Raw genomic sequence first — 15,820 nt, 5'->3', positions numbered from 1 at the left:
CTATACACTGAGCCAATGGCGTCAATTTTTAGGCATAAACGTTACTGATTATTAAATATAGAATAAAACAAGAAAAATCGCCCCTTTTAAAAAGGGGCGATCAGAAAGCGCAGCTTACAGATGAAAAGAAAAACAGTTTAGTGGGAGAGTGTGCAGGGTGGCTTCTGCTTTTCCAGCTCTAAACTGGGCTTTCAGCAGCTTTTTAGACAGGGCTTGATTTTTTGGATACTTTTTGATCAAGCAAAAAGTATCATATAAAATCCTTTTTAAAAGATCTTTATGATGCAACGCCAACAACAGACCATTCAACGTATCATTAGTTTTGAAGGCATTGGGCTTCATACGGGTAGAAAGGTTAAGGTTACACTGGCCCCTATGCCCATTGATACAGGCATACAATTTCAACGGGTGGATCTTCCAGATCAGCCTTTTATAAAGGCATTGGTAATCCATGCAATTGCAGTAGAAAGAGGTACCGTTCTTGAAAAAGATCAAGCACGGGTAGCTACTGTCGAACATTTGTTAGCGGCCATTGTAGGGTTGCAAGTGGATAATATTTGCATCCAACTAAATGGACCAGAAGTGCCAGATATAGATGGTAGTGCATTAGCCTTTGTAGATCTTCTATTAGAAGCAGGGCTGCTGCAACAGGAAGCTTCCCGAAAGTTTTTTAAACTCAAGGAAAAGTTTGTCTATCATGATCCTTATACCGGCAGCCATTATAAAGTCTATCCTGATACAGATTATAACTTGCATGTGACCATTGCTTACAACAGATGGCCGATTGGGCATCAATATGCAAGTCTCTCCACATTAGCCCATTTTAAAAAAGAAATTGCTTCTGCCCGCACTTTTACCTATTTAGATGACATCGTTGCCTTGTATCGCAAAGGGTTGCTACAGGGAGGCGATCCTATCAAAGCGGTTATTTTCTCTGATCATACCGATAATACAGAACGGTTGCAGCAGGTCACCCAATTATCTGGTAAACAGGTTGAAAATTTGATAACACCTGCTCCGTCTAGTTTATCTTCTCTACGCTATATCAATGAACCAGCTCGTCATAAATTATTAGACCTGATCGGTGATGTAGCCTTATTGGGTAGGCCTCTGCAAGGGAAGCTGGTGGTCCATAAGCCTGGGCATAGCGCCAACATACGTTTCGTAGCGGCTTTAAGAAAGCATGTATGGATGCAAGAACAAAAAGGAGCTCCCATTTGTGACCTACAAGCTACACCGCTATTTGATGTAAAGCAGATTAGTAAAATGTTGCCCCATCGTTATCCTTTTCAGTTGGTAGATAAAATTATGGAGTTAGGTAATTCCTATGTGGTTGGGGTTAAAAATGTAACGATGAATGAGCCTTTTTTTCAAGGTCATTTTCCCTGCACCCCTGTTATGCCTGGCGTTCTACAAATAGAAGCATTGGCACAAGCCGGTGGTATATTGGTGTTGCATAAGGTACCAGATCCAGCGCAATATTTGACCTATTTTCTTGCTATTGACAGGTGCAAATTCCGTCGTATAGTAGTACCTGGAGATACCTTAGTATTGCATTGTGCATTGCTGGCAGATGTGAAATTTAGTGCTACTGAAAAGCAATCTGTAGGGATTGCAAAGGTAAAAGGACGTATTTTTGTAGGTGAGCATTTGGTGTGTGAGGCAGTATTATTGGCGCAAATTGTCAAGCAACATGAGGCAAGCTGATATCCATCCCAGTGCTCTGCTGGGCAAAGCGGTGACCATAGGTAATTTTGTAACGATTCAAGCAGATGTAGTCATAGGTGATGGTACCTATATAGGTCCTCATGCAACCATTATGTCTGGAAGTCGTATTGGAAAAAACTGCCAGATTTTTCCAGGGGCGGTTATTGGTGCCTCTGCACAGGAGCGTAAAGCAACCAATTTAAGCACCTATGTGGAAGTCGGGGACCATACGGTTATACGTGAATTTGTTACCCTCAATAGAGGTGCTTTTGGCAATACCCTTATAGGGTCCCATGTATTGCTTATGGCTTATGTACATGTTGCCCATGATTGTATCATTGGCGATCATGTGATCGTAACCAATGCAGCACAATTGGCAGGCCATGTACAATTGCACCACCATGCTGTAATAGGCGGTATGGCAGCGGTCCATCAGTTTATGCGGGTAGGGGCCTATAGTATGGTCGCTTCTAAAAGTATTGTGCGTAAGGATGTGCCCCCTTTTATTAAAGTAGCACGAGAACCATTGCGCTATTATGGTATCAACCTGGTTGCCTTACAACGGAATGGCTTTACTAAAGAACAATGCAATAACATATACTATACCTACCGTTTGATTTATCATAGTCAATTATTGTTGCCGCTGGCATTAGAAGAGGTGGATAAACAGGTTGGCCATACGCAAGAGAAAGAAATGATCCTCTCTTTTATACGCAATAGCCATAAAGGCATTGTGAAAAAGACCAACACTTAATGTAAGTGTGGTATAGGTATTTGTTCAGTTGGTAGTGAGGGCTTAAGGAAAATATCAGTCTGCCTATCTTAAAGCTAGCCCACATTACAGTAGCAAATCCAATCCTTTTTTATAAATTTAAGGACCGATTTAGATGCTGTACTGAAATACATTGAAGTGGTTAAGAACCGTGGAAAGTAGTTGAAAGAATTGACAAACAGCTGTTGGGGTGGGTTGTTTTGTAGTCTTTAGTAGTATGGCATACGATGATCTAGTTGCTTAGCAGTATTGGTATGTTTACCAAACTTCTGCGTAGATTTGCATCTTCCTATTTCTTTTTCTGTAGGGTCGTTTTTTGAAGATGTAGTAGAACCAATAGGTAAAAGATCTATTTATAATGTCTTTAATTTTTTGATTTCATAACAAGATAATGTCCCATACTGGAAAAATTATTCAAATTATAGGTCCTGTAATTGATGTCCGTTTTAGTGAGGCAGCTCACTTACCTAGCATATTGAATGCATTGTACATCAAAACCCCTGCTGGCAAATTGGTTACCTTAGAATGCCAACAACATCTGGGTGAGCATTGTGTACGAGCCATTGCTATGGAAAGCACAGAGGGGTTAACGAGAGGGTTAGAGGTAATAGATACAGGCGCTCCTATTCAAGTGCCGGTAGGCGATGTGGTACGTGGTCGTCTTTTTAATGTGACAGGAGTAGCTATAGATGGCATGGCTCAACCAGAAACGGATCAGAAGCTACCCATTCATAGAGCTGTACCACCTTTTGATCAACTCTCTTCCACAACAGAAATCCTCTATACCGGTATCAAGGTTGTTGATCTACTGGCTCCTTATGTGAAGGGTGGTAAGGTGGGATTGTTTGGTGGTGCAGGGGTAGGTAAAACGGTTTTGATTATGGAACTCATTGATAACATTGCTAAATCCTATAATGGTCTTTCGGTATTTGCTGGTGTAGGGGAACGCACACGTGAAGGCAATGACCTCTTGCGAGAAATGATTGAAGCAGGTGTAATCAATTATGGGGAAGCATTTACGCAAGCTGTGGAACAAGGCAATTGGGACCTTAGCAAAGTAGATTATGAAGCATTGAAAACGTCTCAGGCTACACTTGTATTTGGTCAAATGAATGAATCTCCTGGCGCAAGGGCGCGTGTGGCACTGACTGGACTTTCTATTGCAGAATATTTTCGTGATTATGGTGAAGCAGGAAAAGATATCCTCTTTTTTATTGACAATATTTTTCGTTTTACACAAGCTGGCGCAGAAATTTCTACTTTATTGGGGCGCATACCTTCTGCGGTAGGGTATCAGCCAACCTTAGCCACAGAGATGGGTGCCATGCAAGAACGCATTACTTCTGTTAAACATGGCTCTATTACATCTGTTCAAGCGGTTTATGTTCCAGCAGATGATTTAACCGATCCTGCTCCTGCTACTACCTTTACCCACCTAGATACTACGACTGTCCTTTCCAGAAGGATAGCCGCACTTGGCATTTATCCAGCAGTGGATCCTTTAGCTTCTTCTTCAACAGTATTACATCCTGAAGTACTAGGAAGTCTACATTATGATACTGCTCAAAAAGTAAAAAAAACCCTTCAGCGTTATAAAGAACTACAGGATATTATAGCCATTTTGGGTATGGATGAACTTTCAGAGGAAGATATACGCACGGTTTACCGTGCTAGAAAAGTAGAGCGATTTTTATCCCAGCCATTTAATGTCGCAGAAAGATTTACAGGGATCAAAGGAGAACGTGTACCTATAGAAGAGACCATTAAAGGATTTAATATGATCATCGATGGGGCGGTAGATCATCTACCTGAAATGGCTTTTAATTTGGTCGGGAATATCGAGCAAGCGATTCAAAAGGGAGAGAAACTCCTAGGAAATCAGTATAAAGAGAAGCATTAGTGCCATTTGGTTTGGTGGGAAGCGTTAAGGAATCTGGATGAATAGATTTAAAAGGGTTGCGTATCTCATAGCTAGCTTTTAAAAAATCTCTTTTTTTATTTAAATTTACCAAGTAAATAAGCACCTGATTGAAGTGGGGAGCATCATTCAAGTAGTAAGCCATTAGCGGGGTAGTATAGTGCATTTGGATCATAGCTTGATTAGAGCACTGCTTTTTTTGTTCGCTTGTCCACTTGATCTTTATCCTATTTATATGTAACTATGTAATCATTAGGCTGTTTGTTGGTAGGGGTGGGTAGGCGATAGTAAGTATGGCGTGTTCCCTATTCGATATTCCTTTTGTATTGATATAAATTAAAAGTTAAAACTGTACTGTAATGAATTATAGATTTTTATCTACATTGGCACTTGTTATCTGCATGTATACTGGTGTAAAAGCGAATCATTCGCCTAAGGCTATGGAGAAGCCTCAAGTAACACCATCTAGTTTAAAGATTGGGTATGTGGATGTTGGTTATATTTTAGACAATCTACCAGAAGCTAAAAAAAATAGTACTGAAATACAGAGCTTTGAAAAGCAGCTGAATAATCAGATTAAAACAAAGTTTGATGAATATCAAGTAAAAACTGAAGCCTTTCAGCAGCAGGTAGATACTCTTACAGAAGCTCAAAAGAAGCAGAAAATAATAGAAATACAAGACTTGGGGCGTGTTATTCAGGGGCTTGAGGATCGAAAGCCTGCTCAAATGGCGGAAAAGTATAAAGCAGTTATGCAGCCCCTCCATGACAAAATGCAAGAGGTCATTAAAGAGGTTGCAGAGAAACACGCTTATACTTTTGTTTTGAACAAAAACACAGATGCTGGTCCTGTAGTACTTTTTGCTCAGAAGTCATTGGATCTTTCTGAGCTTGTATTGGAAAAACTTAAAGCAATGGCGCCTAAAGAGGTGCAACCGCCTCTAGTAGGTTCGAAAGCTCCGTTTCCTGCTAAAGCAGCTCCAACTAAGAAGTCTGTTAAGAATAAATAAATCACTTCTTTCTTATTGCTTTATAGTATAAGGAATGGGTAAATACTGGTTGCTGTGACTTTTAGTGACCAGTATCTCACTGTAGTATCATTTTTTATAGATTCATTTTGAGGATATCTCGTTTGAGTAGGCTTTTTGTTTGTAGCTTCTTGCTGTTGCTCCTTGTTTACTGCCTGGTGCGCAGTTGTAGTGCTAAAACAAGTACACAAGATGCGCAAAAGGAGTCTTTTATTGCTTGTGTAGGTAAGCAATATTTATATCCGTCAGACATTTCGTCAATAGATCTTTCTCACATTGATGCTGCAGATGCGGATTTTTTTATTAAAAAATATGTAGAGGAATGGGCGTGTAAACAACTCCTGATTGCCCAGGCCAACCATCAAGCTATTCCGCTTTCTATGGAAGATAGGTTCAACGACTATAAGCATGACCTGTTGGCATACCATTTTTTAGAAACCCTTATTGAATCTGAGTTTGACGCCAATGTATCATCAAAAGAAATAGCAGATTATTACCAAAAGTATAAGCAGAGGGACTTTATACTCCATCATGATATTGTAAGAGGTATTTTTTTGGCGATTCCTAAAAAAGCGGTTTGTATTAATGCGGTAAAGTCGCTCATGTTATCAAACAAAGCTTCGGATCGAAAAAAATTACAAGCATGCTGTAAGCCTTATGCCCGTACTACTATATTAGAAACGAATCAATGGTTTCCTTGGGAAGCTGTTTTGGCTAAAATCGGTTACCATCCCCCTGGGGATGCAACTAGATTGTTAAAAACCAATAAATTTATCCATGTAGCAGGTCAAAAACATATCTATTTTTTAAAGATAAATCAGTATAAATTAGCACAAGACATTGCTCCATTAAAAGCAGTGGAAGATCGGATTAGAGCCATTATACTCCATAAAAGGAAATTAGATCTGATTAACAAAATAAAATGTAAACTCTTAGAAGATGCTAAAAAAAATCGTACTTGTATTATCCAGATGGATTAGAAGCGTTATTCCTTTTCTTGTTTTACTTACTTACGCTTGGTTGCCTGTAACTAGAGCCAGTGATACACTGTTATTAGATAAAGTCATTGTTACGGTAAATCAAGAGCTGATTTTGCATTCTGATTTAGAAGAAGCGTGCAAGCAAGTGACTTTGGAAGGTAAGGAAGCAGATAAGTCTGTCGAGATGGACCTATTGCGAGAGTTGGTTTTAAATAAAATTTTCTTGGCAAAGGCTGCTCTATTAGATGATGTTAAAATTCCCAAAGCGCGTATTCAAAGAGCGTGTGATTTTAGAATAGCCAGTTTGATACGGCAGTACGGTTCTGAAGAAAAGCTTGTTCAGGCTGCCCATCAATCTATTTATCATATTAAGAAAGGTATAAAGAAGAGGCTCAAGGCAGAATATTTGGCTTCATGCGTCTACCAGCACCTTACACAACATATAGTGGTGCGGCCAGCAGAGGTAAAAGCTTATTTTAATGCATTACTGCCACATAGTCGTCCCTACTATCCTGCCTCTGTTGAGGTACATCAACTGATTATTTATCCTAAGGCAAGTGCAGCAAGACAAGAAGCAGTTAAAAGTAAACTTTTGCAGCTAAAGCAATTGCTGCTAGATGGTGTGGTTACCTTTTCTGACTTAGCTAAGCAACATTCCGATGATCTCCATTCTGCCTCTAAAGGCGGGGAAATCGGTTGGGTACCTTTGGGCGCATTGGCGCACGCTTATGAATCGGCTACTCTTTCGCTTAAGCCTGGTGAGATAAGTGATCCTATAGCCTCTGAATTTGGGTTTCACCTTATAGAGCGAATAGGGCGTAATAAGGACCAGTATAATACGCGCCATATCCTAAAGGTTGTTGAGCCAACAGAAGAAGAGATTAGGTTAACGGAGCGTGAATTGAAGGCAATTAAAAATAAAATAGTTGCTGGCACATTGACCTTTAAAGCAGCTGTACAGCAATATTCAGAAGACAAGGAAACAGTTGCTCAGGGAGGATTGATTACGACCAATCATCAAGGGGGAGACTTGTTACCTGGCCGCCTAGTCTCTGTTGAAGACTTGGACCCAGAGGTCTATTTTGCAATTGATGGGCTTGAGGCAGGCACAGTTAGTGCGCCCCAGTATATGGGTAGACCATATAGATCAGCTTGGCGCTTGCTCTATCTCAAGCAAAAGGTAGCGGCTCATCCAATGAATCTCGCGCAGGATTATGAAAGGATCCACTATGATTTACTACAGCAGAAAAAGAAAAAGGCCGTTGATGCATGGATTCAAAAGGCTAAGTCAGAATTTGTGATTAGTTTTTCCCCAGAATATCGTGCAGTGGAGCAGTTGCTTTGATCGTTGCTTAAAAGTGTGCCTTTTTTTCCATTAGAGCTTGACTTCTTGCATACTTTTTGGTCAAGTAAGCAGTAGCATATATGTGCCTTTGATTAAGCTAAAAATAGTATATAAAGTTTTTATAACTTGCATCTGATGAGGGAGCGCATCCTTACGTTGACGCCATTATCTGATAGGTAGAGAACCTTTGCTAAACTTTTAGCGGCTGCAAGGTTTTTACAATCCAGAGTAAATCCAATCATCTCAGTTTATTTTGGATAAATTTTAATAAATTGGTATACCTAGCATCAGCCATTTTTTACCGGGCATTAGTGTAGGATGAGTTGAGTATAAAGTTGGATTGATGCACCTGTTCTGTATAGCGTAGTGTTATCACCATGTATCCCTTTTAGGCATGTCAGAAATTATCGCTGGTCTTGACATAGGCACCAGTAAAATTCGTGTAGTTATAGGGGCACAAAGTCAGTATGATGTCAATAAACTTGAGGTGTTAGGTATGGGCAGTGCTGTTGCAGATGGCGTTGTACGCGGTATGATTGTTAACATTGATAAAACGGCTATTGCCATCAAGCAAGCACTACAAGCTGCTGAAGAAGATTCTGGCATAAACATCAATATTGTAAATGTAAATATTGCTGGAAGGCATGTAGCAGGTGCTTGCCACCATGGTAGCATTACTAGGGATAGGCTAGAGGAAGAGATTACGGTGGAAGATATCAAAAAACTTACTAGTGATATGTATCGCATTGTACCCCCTCTGGGTACAGAAATTGTTCATGCCATGCCGCAGGAGTATACCATAGATTATGAAATTGTAACCCAAGATCCAGTAGGCATGTCAGGCGTGAAATTGGAGGCAAATTTTCATATCGTTACTGCTAAAACGCATGCCATTCAAAATATACATAAGTGTGTTAAAAAAGCTGGTGTAGAAGCAGAAATGGTTATGGCTTCTGCCTTAGCGGCCAGTTTGGCCATATTGAGCGATGAAGAAAAAAAAGCAGGTGTTTGTTTGGTCGATTTTGGTGGTAGCATTATTAACTTGGTGGTGTTTTATGATGCCCTTATTCGCTATACCGCTACCATTCCACTTGGAGGGCATATGATTACTTCAGATATACAACAAAGTTGTATGGTTATGGAACGGCAAGCAGAGTTATTAAAAGTAAAATTTGGTAGCATTGAACCTAGTGCTTTGGCTACTCAAGCGGTAGTAACCATTCCAGGGTTTCGTAGTCGTACGCCCAAGGAAGTAGTGACCAGCAATTTGACTAAAATTATACAAGCACGTGTAGAAGAAATAGTAACCTTTATCCATGAAGAAATTTTACGTTCTGGTTTTTATGAAAAACTAGTCGCTGGTATGGTCCTAACAGGTGGAAGTGCTAATTTAGCAGGTATGCCATCCATGTTTCAGCAGATCACTGGATTGGATACCCGTTTGGGCTTTCCAGATGAGTATTTAGAAGAGGGCAGTAGCAAGCAACTGCACGATCATAGCTATGCAACCGCTGTTGGACTAACTTTAGCTGGATTTAAAACGTTGGATTATAGAGAAGCCTATTATAGAACCGCCCAATCTGTTGACTTGAATTTTACGAAAAAACATATTAAAAAAGCAAAAAAAAGCAGTTTTTCTTTTGCACGTATGATTACCAAAACGAAAGCTTTTTTAATAGATGATTATGATGATAACTAGTGGCCAAAACATTACCATACTACTTAAATATAGGTATTTTTCGTACAAAGTACCGCATTGTGTAAGTTATGAAGGATATTACCTATAAGTTTGAGCTACCCTCTCGCCATAAATCTATTATCAGAGTGATAGGGGTAGGCGGTGGTGGCAGCAATGCAGTAAATAACATGTATAAACGTGGCATTAAAGATGTTTCCTTTATTGTTTGCAATACAGATGTTCAAGCGTTACAAAGTAGCCCTATACCCATTAAACTTCAAATTGGCGCAGCCCTTACAAGTGGGCTAGGTGCTGGTGCCAATCCAGAAGTGGGGCGTAATGCTGCATTAGAAAGCAAAGAAAGCATTCGAGAATTATTGGACGATGATACAAAGATGCTTTTTGTTACGGCTGGTATGGGTGGTGGAACCGGTACAGGTGCTGCCCCTATAATTGCTAGTATTGCGCGTAAACAGGGTATTCTGACCGTTGGTATTGTCACCCTCCCCTTTTCATTTGAGGGTAAAAAAAAGTATTTGCAGGCCCAGGAGGGCATTAATGAATTGCGGAAACATTGTGATACAGTGCTTATCATTTTAAATGATAAAATCCAATCCATATTAGGGGGGCTTTCTATCAGTGAAGCTTTTCAAGAAGCAGACAATGTATTAACCACTGCTGCTAAAAGCATTGCCGAGATTATTACGGTACCTGGTTATGTAAATGTGGATTTTGAAGATGTTAAGACGGTAATGAAAAATGCTGGGGCAGCGGTTATGGGTTCTGGTGAAGCAGAGGGTGAAGGCAGGGCATTACAGGCTGCTGAAACAGCACTTGCTTCTCCTTTATTGGACTATACAGATATTCGTGGTGCTAAAAAGATACTCTTGTCTATTGTTTCCGGTCAAACAGCTGAGTTACAAATGGATGAATTAACCATTATTACTAATTATATACAGGAACAAACCGGAAATGATGCTGAAATGATTTTTGGCCATGGTTCTGATCCAGAAATGTCAGAAAGCATTAGGGTGACGGTTATTGCGACTGGGTTTAATAGAGAAGAAGGAGCAGAGAATCAAGATGCTTTTGATCATCCAAAACCGCATGTCATTAACTTTGGTAGTGAAACGTTGCCTCATCCAACGCCCAATCAGCAGATCTTGCAAGCATCAACGGAAAAAACAGAGGTTGAGATAGCATTAAAATCACCCAAAAAAAGAACAAAGGAGTCTAGTGAAGCGGAAGAATCTGCTGTACAATTGCCCTTACCTTTTGGTTTGCCTCAAGAAATGGAATTGGAAAAAAGTTGTCCATATGGCCATGCAGTCATTACGCATGCCAAACCTGGTAGTCCACCCAGAAGCTGGGACGATCGCTACTTAAAAGAACAATTAGAAATACCTACTTACCTAAGAAAAAAAGTACCACTAGAGACTATAGATCCAGAGAAAGAGTGGGTACGCTATCGGTTAGATGATCCACTAAGTGATCTTTCTTTGCAAAAGGATCATGTATAGTATAATTAGATGGTTAATAGTAGAGAAATTTGTATGGCAGTATGAGCTGTAACTTTTCTGATTTATTCGCTATCCTTTAACTTAAAAAAGCGCTTAAATTCAACTATACTGGACTAATTTATTCGGACATTTTTTTCTTAATTTTATTTTCTATTTTTTCCCATTTGCTAATCTACCAATTTTACATGGTTAAGATAGACGTTCATAGGTTTTTGATAGTTAATACTAGAATGAAACCTTTGGTAATTGTATTTAACGTGAGTCCGGGATTAGATTATTTTTTCATTTGATAATCAATATTAATAAAAATTTATAAAATTTGTTTTATAGACAGTTAAATAGGTAGTTGAATAACAAATAATTCTTATAATCAGTTTATTATATATATTATATTTATAAAATTAGATATAAAAACTTGTTAAATAGGTGCAAATATTAACTAAATAATTGATATTAAATTGTTGTAAATCAGTCAAATAAATCCCGAACTCACGTTCTTAATTTTTTATTCCGAACTAAAATGCCTAATCTTATTTCTACCCATCTGATTAATTTATTGTATGACTCTAAAACTAAACGATACGGAAAATAAATTAAAATATTTTTGTCCGATTTTTTCAGTCCAGTATAGTAAGGAGTGCTTGCAACAAATTTTTACACAGGGCTTGACTTTTTGCACACTTTTTGATCAAGCAAAAAGTAAATTTTACATCTCCTTGAAACCCCTAACAAGCTGTAAATTGGCGTAAAAAAGCAAGATGATTTTCCGAAAACAACCGTAGGTCATCAATTTGATAGCGTAACATCGCTATACGTTCTATGCCCATTCCAAAAGCGAAGCCACTGTATTGTTCAGGATCGATATGGCAATTGGTTAAGACATTAGGATCAATCATACCTGCACCCAATATCTCCACCCAGCCTGAGTGCTTGCAAACCGTACATCCCTTTCCTTGACACAACCTACAATTCATATCTACCTCTGCACTTGGCTCTGTAAAAGGGAAATAAGAAGCTCTAAAACGCAGCTTAGTGGCTTGACCAAACATGGACTCGACAAAATGATAGATCGTACCCTTTAGGTCACTAAAGGTAACATCTGTGTGAATATACATTCCATCCACTTGGTGAAAAAAACAATGCGATCGTGCAGAGATCGCCTCATTTCTAAAAACACGTCCCACAGCAATAGATCGAATAGGAGGGCTTTGAGCCACACATGTTGAAATCTGTACAGAAGTGGTGTGTGTGCGCAACAACTGATCTGGATTGCGCTGCAGGAAGAATGTATCCTGCATATCACGTGCAGGATGGTTTTCAGGGAAATTTAATGCACTAAAGTTATGCCAGTCTCCTACAATTTCTGGCCCCTCTACAAGATTAAAGCCCATACGCTGAAATATGGAGATAATCCTGTTTTGCACAATGGTTAAGGGATGTAGGCTACCTATAATCGGACCAAAAGCAGGAAGGGTTACATCTACTACTGGTTGCGCTGTAGATGGCACCGCGTCTGATTCTAGTACGCTTGCCGCATTTTTAAACTTCTTTTGTGCTTGATTTTTTAAACTATTTAGCGCTGGACCTATTGCTTTTTTTTCTGCAATAGAGAACTGCTTGAAGGCTTCAAATAGGCGCGCAATGTGCCCCTTTTTACTGATAAAATCGCGCCGAAAGCTTTCTAATGTTGCTTTATCCTTAATAATCGTACCTTCAATTTTTTCCAGTAATTGGGCAATGCTATCCATCATAATATGTAAATTACCATCTATATTGTAGGCCACCTGTAATGTTGATTTTTTTATCAGGATAACCGGTATAAGTAATATGCTTTCGGTTTAGAAGGTTACTAACCATTAAAAATGCTGCAAATTTTTCGGTAATAAAATAATCCATACCTAAAGAAAGATTTATAATGCTTCCGAGTTGCCTAGGAGTACCATCTATATTTTTTACAATGGTTGGGCTATGTAGATGCAGATTACTTTTTAGTAAAACTTTTAAATGTGGTCTATAGGTGAGCATTTGCTTTAATTTATATAGAGGTTTATGGTACCACCAGATCAGATTCGATGTATTGCCGGAATATCGGTAATAGGTTCCCTTTATGGTTGTATGGAATTTTGTATGAGGCATGCTATAGTTGACTAGTCCAGTGGCTTTTAATACATTACAGTTCTGTGGATTATACTCCAGTCTAATCTGATCCTCCGCAACAGCAACGATTCTAGATTGGTTCTTAAGCTTTCGATAGACCATATGCAGGTGATAAGAAAGATGCGGTGAAAGGATACCTCTAGTACCACCATATAGCTTGAAGTATTGATGAGGGTGTAATAGCTTCGAATTAGAAGCTATAAAAGGATTTTTGGCTACTAGATTATGTAAATGTAATGGAATAACACTACCGCCTACGCCGATACCCTTTATGCCCATATAAGGAGTAAGCCAGGTGGTCACAATGCAACCTATTTTGACGATAGGGTACAGATCAAAATTAGGTATTTTGTCAGGAATTGGATCATTATGGTAGGCCATTCCTAGACCAACTTTTAGCTGAATAGCTTTGGGTAAGGTTAAATAGAGACTAGGCGCAATCGAAAAAATAAAACGGGTTGGTTGGTTTGTATCGTTTTTATAGCCAGCTATATCATTGTAGCTAGCTACTTTTAAAGACCACTTATCGAGCTGTTTAACCCATTTATATTTCAATGTCAACAGCTGTTCGTTTATGTATTCATGGTGGTACTTAAGTAGGCTTAGACCTACCTGTCCATCTTGAGTGGAAGATTCATTAGCTTGTTTAACCACTAGATCAAGCTTTCCTTGATGAAGGCGTCTAAAGGTTGTATGACTATCGCTATATTTGTACCAATCATGCTGATAATGTAAATTGGGTTGTAGGAGCCATGTCCCTATTCCATATTTGCCTTGTAGGGAAAGTGAAGTTTCCCTTGACTTTTTGTTCCATAACTCTGGAACAAAAGCTAAATGGGTCGACCAAATGGCTTGCGCAAAGGAGCAGTTGTCTAGTGCAACTTCTAGATAAGGAAGCGCTAAGGAACCAATACCTAGCCTGCAATAGTGGTCAAAGGAAAGACCAGCCCCTTTCTTTTCTAAACTAAAGGGAAGATATATTACAGGTGCAGGATCAAATGCTATATCTTCTAGCGTTAGCGCTTGTACAGTTGCCAAAGGCTTGTTAAGGCCTTTTGTGGTTCGAGTGGGCGCGTTAAAAAATAGCCTTTCTTCCTGGTTTACCTTATTCTTTTTTTGCTTTTCAATTACAAATTCCGCATCCTTGATTGCCCCTGCCTCACTTTCTGCGTGGCATATAGACACAGCTATCCAAAAAAACGAAGCACTCAATAACCAATTGTATCTCATTTTGCTAGTTTTTTAAAGAAAAAAGGAATTATATCATACTTTTTGCTTGATCAAAAAGTATGCAAAAAATCAAGCCCTGATGCAAAAAGTTGCCAAAAGTGTTCCCCTAAAGATGGAAAATCAGAAGCCACCATGCGGTCCCCAATTAAACTTTTTTATAGTGGACTGATTTATTCAGACAAATTATTAATAATTTTGTTTCCTAAATAATGCACATTGTCTTTCCTTGGGTAGGTTGGGAAGCTTGGATCTAACAAGACTTTTCTTACTTAGTCGTCCCTGAAGTATTATTTATCTACTTGTTAATTAAAATAAAAAATATTAAAAATCTGTTAAATTTGTATTAAGAAATAATCACTTTTTGAGTTGTTTTATATAAAAATCTTGCAAAACAAGGATCAAATTTAAGCAGATATATAATATTTGTAGTAACCTGAGTTGTAGATTTATTCGCCTGATTTACAAATGTTTAGTATTACTTAATTCGTTAATATCTATATCTACTAAATAAGTATTTTATCTATAGATCATATATAATATACTGATAATCAAAATAACTTGTTGTTCAGTTATTTTATTTAATTATATATAAGATGAGTTATGTAAAATAAATTTTTATTTATAGTGATTATCAATATAAAAAATAATATAATTCAGAACTTATAATAATACTTCAGGAAAGACTACTTAGTAAATTCAAGCTCTTTAGCTTTCCCACTGCCCAATCTTACTCAACGGTAGCTTTTCCTAAAGCCTTCGCAAGTTCATCGTTTTGATACTTAAGTGTGTTAATTTCATCTTTATACACACTAAAAACCTCGGATGGATCAAAGGCTATCAAGGCATTCTCTAAATACGAACTATGTTAAAAAGCAAGTATCATCTTAAAAAATTTGGTTTATGTAATCCCAATTCCCCCGTTAAGAAGGATTTACCTTCAGCTTAGATAGATAACCATCCACATAAAAAGTATGATCCCCAAGGATAGCAAATATCTGCCTAATCAGTTTATTAGCCACAGCAATAAGCGCCACCTTTCCAAGTTTCCCTCTGGCTTTTAATCTTTCATAAAATGCTTTACAGGCCTTATTAAAGCGTATAGCCGACCAAGAAGCCATATAGAGCAAAGAACGCAGCTGGGAGTTCCCATGACGGTTGATATGACCCTTTTTCCTTATGGAAGAGCCTGAATGTTCATAACTAGGAGCCAGTCCAATGAACTTGGAGAACTGTTTGGCCCTTTGAAAATGTTGCCCCCCTCCAGTGGCAACGATAAGCTCCAGAGCGATTCTATAACCAATGCCTTTAATAGAACTAATGCGCTTATAGAGCTCATTATAGGTCGCCTGAGTAATAGAAAGCATTTGTTGCTCGAGAAACGCTATCTGTTCTTCCAGAAATGCTATAGTTTTCTTGAGCGCTTTTATGGCTAAAGCATCTACTTTAGGCAATACACTAAAAGACTCTAACAGATTATAGGACATA

The 15,820-nt window shown here is 38.5% G+C and carries 11 protein-coding genes; 8 read left to right on the top strand and 3 right to left on the bottom strand.

Annotated features, from left to right (window positions below; all coding sequences use genetic code 11):
• Positions 1 to 279: 279 nt before the first annotated feature.
• From NBW36_RS01175 to ftsZ, 8 genes are all read left to right on the top strand, one after another.
• Complete coding sequence (locus tag NBW36_RS01175; RefSeq protein ID WP_250238563.1) at positions 280 to 1,707, top strand: bifunctional UDP-3-O-[3-hydroxymyristoyl] N-acetylglucosamine deacetylase/3-hydroxyacyl-ACP dehydratase; 1,428 nt, start codon at positions 280 to 282, stop codon at positions 1,705 to 1,707.
• Complete coding sequence (lpxA, locus tag NBW36_RS01170; protein ID WP_250238561.1) at positions 1,694 to 2,461, top strand: acyl-ACP--UDP-N-acetylglucosamine O-acyltransferase; 768 nt, start codon at positions 1,694 to 1,696, stop codon at positions 2,459 to 2,461. Before NBW36_RS01175 ends, lpxA begins: the two co-directional genes overlap by 14 nt.
• Positions 2,462 to 2,870: 409 nt before the next feature.
• Positions 2,871 to 4,379 (top strand): F0F1 ATP synthase subunit beta, encoded by a 1,509-nt coding sequence (atpD, locus tag NBW36_RS01165; RefSeq protein WP_250238558.1) that lies wholly within the window; start codon positions 2,871 to 2,873, stop codon positions 4,377 to 4,379.
• A gap of 458 nt (positions 4,380 to 4,837) precedes the next feature.
• On the top strand, positions 4,838 to 5,407 hold the full coding sequence (locus tag NBW36_RS01160; protein ID WP_250238556.1) for an OmpH/Skp family outer membrane protein: 570 nt from the start codon (positions 4,838 to 4,840) through the stop codon (positions 5,405 to 5,407).
• Positions 5,408 to 5,583: 176 nt separating this feature from the next.
• Positions 5,584 to 6,405 carry a hypothetical protein gene (locus NBW36_RS01155; protein ID WP_250238554.1) on the top strand — a complete coding sequence of 274 codons (822 nt, stop codon included), beginning with the start codon at positions 5,584 to 5,586 and terminating at the stop codon, positions 6,403 to 6,405.
• Positions 6,365 to 7,750 (top strand): peptidylprolyl isomerase, encoded by a 1,386-nt coding sequence (locus tag NBW36_RS01150; RefSeq protein ID WP_250238552.1) that lies wholly within the window; start codon positions 6,365 to 6,367, stop codon positions 7,748 to 7,750. Before NBW36_RS01155 ends, NBW36_RS01150 begins: the two co-directional genes overlap by 41 nt.
• Positions 7,751 to 8,144: 394 nt before the next feature.
• On the top strand, positions 8,145 to 9,449 hold the full coding sequence (gene ftsA, locus NBW36_RS01145; protein WP_250238551.1) for a cell division protein FtsA: 1,305 nt from the start codon (positions 8,145 to 8,147) through the stop codon (positions 9,447 to 9,449).
• A 68-nt stretch (positions 9,450 to 9,517) separates the two neighbouring features.
• The gene (ftsZ, locus tag NBW36_RS01140) at positions 9,518 to 10,948 is read left to right on the top strand and encodes a cell division protein FtsZ (RefSeq protein WP_250238550.1); all 1,431 of its coding nucleotides are present in this window, start codon (positions 9,518 to 9,520) and stop codon (positions 10,946 to 10,948) included.
• 725 nt (positions 10,949 to 11,673) lie between these two features.
• On the opposite strand, the gene pheS is transcribed toward ftsZ, so the two are convergent.
• The 3 genes from pheS to NBW36_RS01125 form a co-directional block, all read right to left on the bottom strand.
• A complete protein-coding gene (gene pheS / locus NBW36_RS01135) occupies positions 11,674 to 12,699 on the bottom strand; it encodes a phenylalanine--tRNA ligase subunit alpha (protein ID WP_250239055.1) in 1,026 nt (341 codons plus the stop codon).
• A 10-nt stretch (positions 12,700 to 12,709) separates the two neighbouring features.
• Positions 12,710 to 14,335, bottom strand: coding sequence for a hypothetical protein (locus NBW36_RS01130; protein ID WP_250238549.1), 1,626 nt, complete (start codon positions 14,333 to 14,335; stop codon positions 12,710 to 12,712).
• 920 nt (positions 14,336 to 15,255) lie between these two features.
• Positions 15,256 to 15,819: a transposase gene (locus tag NBW36_RS01125; protein ID WP_250238548.1), complete on the bottom strand. Its 564-nt coding sequence runs from the start codon at positions 15,817 to 15,819 to the stop codon at positions 15,256 to 15,258.
• Position 15,820 lies beyond the last annotated feature (1 nt).

The organism is Cardinium endosymbiont of Oedothorax gibbosus (assembly GCF_936981045.1).
Lineage (GTDB): Bacteria > Bacteroidota > Bacteroidia > Cytophagales > Amoebophilaceae > Cardinium.
This window is presented reverse-complemented; position numbering and strand designations above follow the sequence as displayed.

What these genes read in the sequence shown, in the direction of transcription:
- pheS (WP_250239055.1), bottom strand. Translation starts at nt 12,699, where the DNA reads ATGATGGATAGCATTGCCCAATTACTGGAAAAAATTGAAGGTACGATT.
- NBW36_RS01130 (WP_250238549.1), bottom strand. Translation starts at nt 14,335, where the DNA reads ATGAGATACAATTGGTTATTGAGTGCTTCGTTTTTTTGGATAGCTGTG.
- NBW36_RS01125 (WP_250238548.1), bottom strand. Translation starts at nt 15,819, where the DNA reads ATGTCCTATAATCTGTTAGAGTCTTTTAGTGTATTGCCTAAAGTAGAT.
- NBW36_RS01160 (WP_250238556.1), top strand. Translation starts at nt 4,838, where the DNA reads ATGGAGAAGCCTCAAGTAACACCATCTAGTTTAAAGATTGGGTATGTG.
- NBW36_RS01150 (WP_250238552.1), top strand. Translation starts at nt 6,365, where the DNA reads ATGCTAAAAAAAATCGTACTTGTATTATCCAGATGGATTAGAAGCGTT.
- atpD (WP_250238558.1), top strand. Translation starts at nt 2,871, where the DNA reads ATGTCCCATACTGGAAAAATTATTCAAATTATAGGTCCTGTAATTGAT.
- ftsA (WP_250238551.1), top strand. Translation starts at nt 8,145, where the DNA reads ATGTCAGAAATTATCGCTGGTCTTGACATAGGCACCAGTAAAATTCGT.
- NBW36_RS01175 (WP_250238563.1), top strand. Translation starts at nt 280, where the DNA reads ATGATGCAACGCCAACAACAGACCATTCAACGTATCATTAGTTTTGAA.
- lpxA (WP_250238561.1), top strand. Translation starts at nt 1,694, where the DNA reads ATGAGGCAAGCTGATATCCATCCCAGTGCTCTGCTGGGCAAAGCGGTG.
- ftsZ (WP_250238550.1), top strand. Translation starts at nt 9,518, where the DNA reads ATGAAGGATATTACCTATAAGTTTGAGCTACCCTCTCGCCATAAATCT.